The following is an 8,049-nucleotide window of genomic DNA, read 5'->3' on the forward strand; positions in this document are numbered from 1 at the left end:
GACTATTGCGTCGGTGCAGCCGCAGGCGGCCGCATCGCAGTGCAAGGGATGCCGCATTCATCCTCTGACATCTCGGCCAAGAGGATCCTGAGTGCGGCGCGGTTCGCTGGTCAAGAACATTTTCGTTGCAGAATCGAGCGACCTGTATGCTCGGTCGCGAACCGCCTGCGACAAATCAGGAGTCGCGTCGATCGCGGCGCGCGCGTCGCTCATAATCTTATGCTTTGCGAAAACAAGCTTCGCGTCTAGCATTACATGAAGCGTCTCTCGAACATCAGGTAAGATCAAGCTGTCGCCATCGATCAATTCTCGCAGTTTCCAAAACATGCGCTCGGCTGCTACCAACGAACCGAGGACTGACATCAGTCTTGGCGACATCACGGACCATCTCCTTCTCCGCCCATATTCTCGCGACCATCCCAGCGAAATCAGATGTGCCTCCGCTTGGCACCGTCGCGCCAGCCGCCTGCTGAAACGCAGTGACTGGGATACAATTTTCCTGCTACGCCTCGCGGGCGTGTGACGCCGCCTGCTCAAGGGAGCTCGCAAACCGTGCGATTTGCGAGCAAAGGCATTTATTTTTCCCCTGCTCCCCGCGGCCGCATTGGGGCGCATGCGCGGGCTCACTTCCAAGACCGACATCGAGGGTAGTTCTGATTGCCACAATTCGGCCAGCGCGCATCGGAGTTGGACTTCTCCCGCCAGGCTCTATGCTTCTCCGCTTGTTCACTGGGATCGCTCTGTTAATCGGGCGAAATTGACTGACTGAACCCGGTCACGCAAAGGTGGTCATTCGATCTCCCGCCGCTCGGCGCGCCCTCGCGCTTGTGATTGCATGAGCGCATCGAGATCAAGCCTCCCGATCTGGCGCGATGGTGTGTCGGTCGCGCGCTACCTTGAGCTCGATCGATTGTTGCCTCTCCATCGGCTGCTTAAACGCACATGCCGTTTCCTTGTGCCGGATCCGTATCTCGGAGTCCGTCTCTCTTACTCTTCTCATCACTGCACGGCTATGCTGTGCAAACCGTGCATTTCACCCACCAGCGGCCACCACGCTTCTCCGCGCGCAACTTGCCGCGGCGAATCCGAGAGAGCACAGCTTCGGGGCTTATGTGGTTCATCGCTGCGAACCGTTGAACAGAGAGGTAGTCCGTACGCAGAAGTGGAGGGGTGCTAATGCCGTGCGCAGCCAGCAGAATGCGCAGCGAAGCCAACTCCGCGAGCACGATCTCAAGTTTACGCGCGATCTCCTCCGTCTGGTCGGAGCGCTGCCGGGACCGCGTCACGAGCGGCTCGCTCGGGCGATAAGCCACACCTTGGATTCGTGTCGAACGCGATCGGCGAACTGGCGCGCTAAAGCGGGATCGGCGTGAGCTAACTCACCTGTCCAAGCGAGCCGCTGTTGGGGCAATACCAACGTACGGAACATGAGAGTCAGGCCGTCTACTGCCGTTAAGCGTCCTGTCTGGTGATGTAGTTGAAAGGATCTCATGCGCGTCAAAGACACTTGAACCGTAAGAGTGGCCTGAACGATGCATCCAGCTGCGGGACTCATCGGCCTTGGCGTTGCCATTTGTTGCTAGGTCAAGAGCGAACCTATGGAATCGTAGTTGGGGTCACCATCAGTGCTCGGCCGCTATGAGCTCGGAGTGAATCGCAGTTGCTGTGTTGAGGCAGGCATCCAGTGACAGAGATCCGAAGGCGACCTGACAAAGGAGATAGTTGGCGCCTGCTTCTTCCACATGATCGAGAAGAGTTTGGCGCACCGAAGCGCGCGTGCCGACAACGCACAGTTCACTCTGAATTGCGGCATCCAATGTCAGGGGCAGGTTGGACGGAGGCGGGATGTCATTGAGGTCGTACAGGAACTTAAAGTTCTTGAGCCATGTTTCGTAGGCTGGCGTCGCGAGGGAGCGGGCGACTGCTTCAGAGCTGGCAATTACGACCATGCGGAGCAACGCGAGAAATGATGCTGCGCCGCTGGCAACACCCTTCGCCTCTCGATTAGCGCGATAGACATCGGTTATCTTGCGAACGGCAGAAGAGGGGCCCATGCACGCGAGATTGGCGCCAATTGTCGCAGCCCAGCGGGCTGAATCTGGCCGATTTGTCGCAATCCACGTCGGGGGACAAGGATGCTGGTGAGGTGAAAGCGTCAAAGGGACGTCGCTCAGCGCAAAATGCTGCCCTTCGTATGTGAGGGGGCCGCCATTCATCGCGCCAACGAAGATTTGAGAAGCTTCCTCGTAACGGCTCGAGGCGACATCGGCTCCAACGCCAAAATAGCTCAGTTCGATCGGCAGAGAGCCGCGACCAAGGCCGACCTCAACCCTGCCGCCGCTCAGGTGATCCAACATGCAGATCTCCTCGAATGCACGCAGCGGGTGATAGAGGTTGAGCAGCATGACCAAAGGACCGACGCGAAGTCGCCGTGTGCGCTGTATGACGCTTGACAGAAACAAATTCGGCGACGGACCCAGTCCATGCGGAGTGCAATGATGCTCCGCCAGATGATAGGCATAGAAACCGAGCCGGTCGTAGGCCTCCGCTAGGGTAAGGCGGTCAGCGTACTGCCGGGTGATATCGCGGCCGTCCTCGTCAAGATGATCAAAGATGCCGCAGGTCAGGTTTGAGGGAACAACGTTTCTCACTCAGTTATCTCCTATATAGAGAGGACCGGAGTCCGCCGGGTTTCGGGAGTGCAAGAGGCGCTCGATGATGTTGCGAAGCCGTTCACAAGGGTCGTAATGCGGCGACTGGAGAAAAACGGACTTAGGGCTGCGTCGCGAAGCTGCATCATGTGTGGGTCCGGATCGATTGCGACGGAGATCTTTGACATGGGTGGAACGGACCACTAGCCAAGACATCCCACTTTCCTAAGAATGCTGCCGACGGCTGCAAGAAACGCATCCATCTGGCGCTTTGTACCGATGCTAACCCGAATGCACTCTTCCAGGCCGGCATCCGGAAAGAAGGCAACAAGGACTCTCTGGTCTTGCAACGCCGCCTGCCACCATCTGCCACCCTGGCCCACCGGCACACGGGCGAGGAGGAAGTTCGCGTGGGAAGGCGTTACAGAGAACCCAAATTCAGAGAGGGCGGCGGCTACGCGCTGGCGCTCAAGCCTGACGTGGCGATGGTTCTCCTCATAGGCGTCGCGATGCGCAAGGACGCTCATCCCCACGGCGTGAGCGACCACATTCATGTTGAAAACATTCTGCATGTTGCGAAGCCGCCCGATCAGCTCGGGATGGCCGAAACCGAAGCCGACGCGAATGCCAGCGGCGGAATAGCTCTTGGAAAAAGTGCGCAGGACCAGCAGATTCGAGTGGCGCTCAACGAGGCGTAGGCCGTCCTCAGGTGCGAAATCGACGTAAGCTTCGTCCAGTACGATCAATCGGTCAGATCGCGTTACGAGGCGTTCGATCTCAGCGAGCGGAACAAAGGTTCCGGTCGGATTGTTCGGATTGGCCAGTAGAATGAACTTGGCCTGTTTAGCCGCACCGAAAAGCAGCTCGTCCATCGGCAAGCAGTCCGGTTCAGACCAGGGAATTTCAATGAAGCGGGCCCCTTGCAACATGGCAAGCTTGCGATTGAATGAAAAACCCGGCGACATCATTGCAACGTCGTCGCCCGGGGCAAGAAAGGCTCTGTAAATGAGGCTGAGCAGTTCAGACGATCCATTGCCAGCCATCACGCGATCAGTTGCAATGCCATAGGCAGCTGCGGCCGCTTGCCTCAAGCTGAAATTGTCGTCTTCTGGATAGCGGTATTGGAGCTCGAGAGCTGCAATTGCGCTTCGCATCACGACGCCTGGCAAAGGAAAGGGGTTCTCGTTCGTGTTTAGTTTCACGCAATTGTTGTCGGTGGTGGGCCGCCCGGACGGTAGAGCATTCAATTCCCGAGCCACCGGCGAGAGCGCGGAAAGCATAGTCTGCAACTTTGCATCCAAAGTGGTGTCTCCCTTTTTGTCGACGACAGTAGTTGAGGGCGTTCGGCGAGCCTACGTGGGCGCGTGCGCTTTGTTCGGACCCGAGAAGCGCGAGGCCCGCGTGAATGTGAGTGTTGGGAGGCGGACTTGGCTCTAAGGGCCGTACCGGATCAGACTCCGTCTCAAGGTCCGAAGGCGATCAGCACGGATCAGGCGTCGCACCGCGTTTTCCGAGCCAATACCTGCTTCCAGGAAAGGGGTGGAAGGCCACGTCCCTCGACCGAACAGCGCAGCTAACGATTGGCTCGAACTCGCGCAATCCGCAGACGGACTGCGCGTGACTGACATCATTTCACGACGTACGTTCGTTCTAAAGAGGTCCTGACAGCTCACTCCCGAGAGCGAGGCGGGCATCAATTTCACTGGCTGGAAGAAGACACCGGTCTTCGTCGGCCTTACGAATGTGGATGTGATGCTCACTGCAGTGGCACCAGACGAATGGGAACGTACTCTTCGGGCGGCCCTGCGGACGCGCACGATAGATGTGATAGCATTGCTGCGAGGGTGAGAAATGCTGCGACTGCGGCGATTGCGAGGCACGTGAGCAGCGCGTAATCGATATATCGAGGATGGTTCATCATTCGAACGCTCCGTACGGTGTTGGCACGGGCGGTCAGTTCTGCTCGACCGCTTCGACGGTATTGTCGCGCCAGCGGTAAACGATGAAGCCAGGAGCGGCATTGTCTCCCTTGGAGTCGAATCTAACAGTGCCAATAGCCGTGTCGATTGACTCGGAGCGGAGGGCCGCAGCGACCCGCATAGCATCGAAGGTGCCGGCCCGTTTGACGGAGTCGGCCCATGCTTGAACCGCGGCATAAGCGTAGAGCGTATAACCTGCGGCGGTTAGGCTCGAACCCTTGAGCTTGGCGACAGCAGCTGCGCCTGCAGCATTCTTCGTCGGGTCCGGCATAAAGGTAAAGAGCGTGCCGTTCGCGGCCTCGCCGGCAATGGCCCAAAAGTCGGTTGTCATCAGCGGATCGTTGGCGATCACGGTCAGACGTGCGCTCGCCTCCGCGGCTTGACGCACGATCAGGCCGATCTCGTTGTAATAGCCGCCGATATAGACGAGCTGGATTCCCTCTCGCTTCAGTCGCGAAACGAGAGCGGTATAATCCTTCTCGCCTGCAACATAGCTTTGTCGAACGGGATGCTCGCCGGCTGCACGAAGGCGCGATTCAACGATATCGGCGATACCCCTGCCTGCTGTGCTCTTGTCGTCGAGGACTGCGAGCTTTGCACCTTGGTGATGCCGCGCGATGTATTCGGCGGCAACTCTGCCTTGCTGGTCATCGCGGCCGCAAATCCGAAACAGGGTCGTTAGGCCACGCTCTGTCAGACGGGGATTGGTGGACCCAGGTGAAATCTGAATTACCTCGGCTTCGGCGTATATGTCTGAAGCCGGAATCGACGAAGATGAACAGAAGTGACCAACGACGAGCTTGATTCCGTCAGTTGTCAGGCGATTGGCAACAGCGATAGCCTGCTTGGGATCGCATGCGTCGTCGGCGATTCTCAATATGAGCCTTGTGTCAGGCAGCAGACCCGAAGCATTTATCGAATCCACAGCTGCGGCCGCTCCATCGCGTATCTGCGCGCCGAGCGCCGCAGTGCTTCCCGTCATCGGACCCGCTATGGCAATGTAAACATCTTTTGCCCTGGCGCTCGAGCTCAGGGCCACGGAAAGGAGCGCGGCAGCTGCAAGCCTGTGAATGCGAAGGATCGTCATATATGACTCCCGGTGTCTCGCGAGACGACTTGGTCTGCTTCGCCATTCTGGTATGACGCGGCGGCCAACCATCTGGCGCAATGATGTTTGGATCGAGCTCAGGTTGCGTACGAATAGGCTCAGGTTGTTGTCAGGTTAGGCCATAAGCTTCGGGCGGGCACGGACGAGCAGACGTTCCGACACTGGTCAGGAGAAGCGGTCGTCTAGGGGCTGACAGGACCAATATCGAACATTCTGCTGATACCCGGTAGATTCGCCAGTCTCCCGTGCTCGACAGGCGTGTGCCGAGGAGGCGCTTGGAAGGCGCGTACGACCATCCATCGACTTGTTCTCGTCGAGAACTCTCACCGAGAACTTCCGAAACTAATGCCGATCATTGGAGTCTCCCTCGGTTTAACCGGCGCTCTGTCTGTCGCCCCGTCGCTGCGTCGATGCTTTAGAAGGTACAATGTGACGCTACGTACGAATCAAGTACTTCGAAGCGTGCTCGTTGGGGTTGATTGCCAAGATCGACAGAGCGAAACACCCAACCGACAACGCAGAGTCCGAGGCGACTGCTAGGGACAAACCATCCGCGGTCAGACAGGATCACCATCACCTCATCCGGTTTAGAGACATTTCAGTAATAGGGCGTCGCAACGGGTGCGCTCAACTCTTTCCCAGCTGGTCCTCCAGCGCGGCGAGGGCGAGATCGAGGTATCGCATGAGGCTCGCATCCCAGCCGGCGAGATTGTGTGGTTCGGTCAATCGTGTCAGCACCTTGAGTATCATCGAGACAGTTGAATCAACCCCTGCGATCTCAGTCAGCAGCGAACGGGCCTGACGCGCGATTGCATTTGCCCGCTCGCAGCACGGAGGCTCACCCTGGTCCATGCAGCTTCGCAGCTCGTCCCGAATCTTTCGCCACCGATCTTCGCGGCTAGCGTTAGAGGCGCACGTGCAGATGGCAGAGGGGGTACGCTCCTCAATCCGCGACATGGCATCTAGGGTCGCCGGCAGCTCGTCGACACTGACTTCTGTCTCACCTTGCGTCGTCATAGTGCGCAATCGATCCCGCAATAATGTCGCCCGCGCGACTTGAAGCTCAATCCGCTCCAGATGGTTTCGCAACAGGTCCGTGAGAGATGTCCGCCCCTCGATCGCCTTGCGGATCTCAGGAAGCGAGAAGCCGAGCTCACGTAGAGCACGAATCTGGGAGACGCGTTGTAGGCTTTCCCGATCGTACATGCGGTGACCGCCACAGGTACGTTCCGACACCGTCAATAACCCGGTATGCTCGTAATGATGCAGAGTGCGTACGGTTACACCGGTCGCCTCTGCAAGTTCTCCAATGCGCCATCGGCGCCGTCGTGGTATCGCGTTTGTCATGATCCTCAATTTGCAAGCCTACAACCTGACGTCACGTGAGAATCAAGTTATTTCAATGATCTAGATGATGCGTCTCTTGCTGCAGGCCCCAGTAGGTTAGAGTGCATGCCGGTGCTCAAGCGGCCGAGACAAGTGCAAGCATCAAGTGCGCGAGCGACGCCAATTCGTCCCTCGCCGCGCGTTGCATCACCAGTCTGGCGATCGCCACGCGATTCTCGCTGGTTCGCATGCATGACGGTAAAGACGCGATCGCTTGATCGAACAGCCTTCCCAAGCTCGCGAGATCATCCGGATCGTAGACTCCGCTCGGCGTTTCCAACAGAAACCTCCTTTGGTGATTGCACTCGCGCCGCACGTGACGAAGCCGTTTGGCTGTGGTGGGGCAAAAAGGAGACGGAGCGGCGACGTGCGTGAAAGAATGTGACAGGTGCGTCCACGTGATGCCGTTGTGCAACATGGCGTTTGCTTCCTCTGCCCGACAGTGCGCTAACCCAAAGTGTGCAATGTCTCCTGATCCTGCAGCAGCGGTGGCTATTCTGCGGCCTGATCATCAGGAAAGCGAAAGCATGTGCGTGACAGCCCGCTGAGACACGGCCTCCCGAAACGGCGAACCCAGACACAGCACTGATCTCATCGGATGGCTCTCTTTCAGTCGCAATCCTTGCCGTGACGTCTATCACCTCGGCGCGCGGTGCGGTTGATTGGGTTGATCATCGCGATCAGTCGCACCACCAGTCGTGGCGCGGTGGCGGGCTTGGCGCCTAACAGCTTTTTCGATCGTCCGCTAGTCCTGTTGTGGCACTGTGGGCTCAAAGGCGTTGCTCGCGTGATCGCTGCCCAGGTTTTGAGTGCCGGAAGATGACGGCTGCTCTTCAACGGCGCAGGTCTGTCAATCGGCGTTCGACTGGGACCCCCTATCGGCATCCAAAAGGGACCCCTTTGATCGGCGTGCTCTGCTGGTAGC

The 8,049-nt window shown here is 58.2% G+C and carries 6 protein-coding genes; all 6 read right to left on the reverse strand.

Annotated elements, in window-relative coordinates:
- Positions 1-57: 57 nt before the first annotated feature.
- The 6 genes from AC0L23_RS37490 to AC0L23_RS37515 all read right to left on the reverse strand — a co-directional run bounded on the left by AC0L23_RS37490 (position 58) and on the right by AC0L23_RS37515 (position 7,404).
- Positions 58-378 (reverse strand): hypothetical protein, encoded by a 321-nt coding sequence (locus AC0L23_RS37490; RefSeq protein ID WP_473358216.1) that lies wholly within the window; start codon positions 376-378, stop codon positions 58-60.
- 1,244 nt (positions 379-1,622) lie between these two features.
- Entirely contained in the window at positions 1,623-2,651 is a 1,029-nt protein-coding gene (locus tag AC0L23_RS37495; RefSeq protein ID WP_473358211.1) for an LLM class flavin-dependent oxidoreductase, read from the reverse strand.
- A gap of 203 nt (positions 2,652-2,854) precedes the next feature.
- Complete coding sequence (gene hisC, locus AC0L23_RS37500; RefSeq protein ID WP_473358217.1) at positions 2,855-3,931, reverse strand: histidinol-phosphate transaminase; 1,077 nt, start codon at positions 3,929-3,931, stop codon at positions 2,855-2,857.
- A gap of 673 nt (positions 3,932-4,604) precedes the next feature.
- Positions 4,605-5,717, reverse strand: a complete 1,113-nt coding sequence (locus AC0L23_RS37505) for a branched-chain amino acid ABC transporter substrate-binding protein (RefSeq protein ID WP_473358212.1) — start codon at positions 5,715-5,717, stop codon at positions 4,605-4,607.
- Positions 5,718-6,365: 648 nt separating this feature from the next.
- Positions 6,366-7,085 (reverse strand): MerR family transcriptional regulator, encoded by a 720-nt coding sequence (locus tag AC0L23_RS37510; protein ID WP_473358213.1) that lies wholly within the window; start codon positions 7,083-7,085, stop codon positions 6,366-6,368.
- A gap of 115 nt (positions 7,086-7,200) precedes the next feature.
- Positions 7,201-7,404, reverse strand: a complete 204-nt coding sequence (locus tag AC0L23_RS37515; RefSeq protein WP_204513560.1) for a hypothetical protein — start codon at positions 7,402-7,404, stop codon at positions 7,201-7,203.
- Between the last annotated feature and the right edge of the window lie 645 nt (positions 7,405-8,049).

It is taken from the genome of Bradyrhizobium sp. MI1.4 (assembly GCF_055811315.1).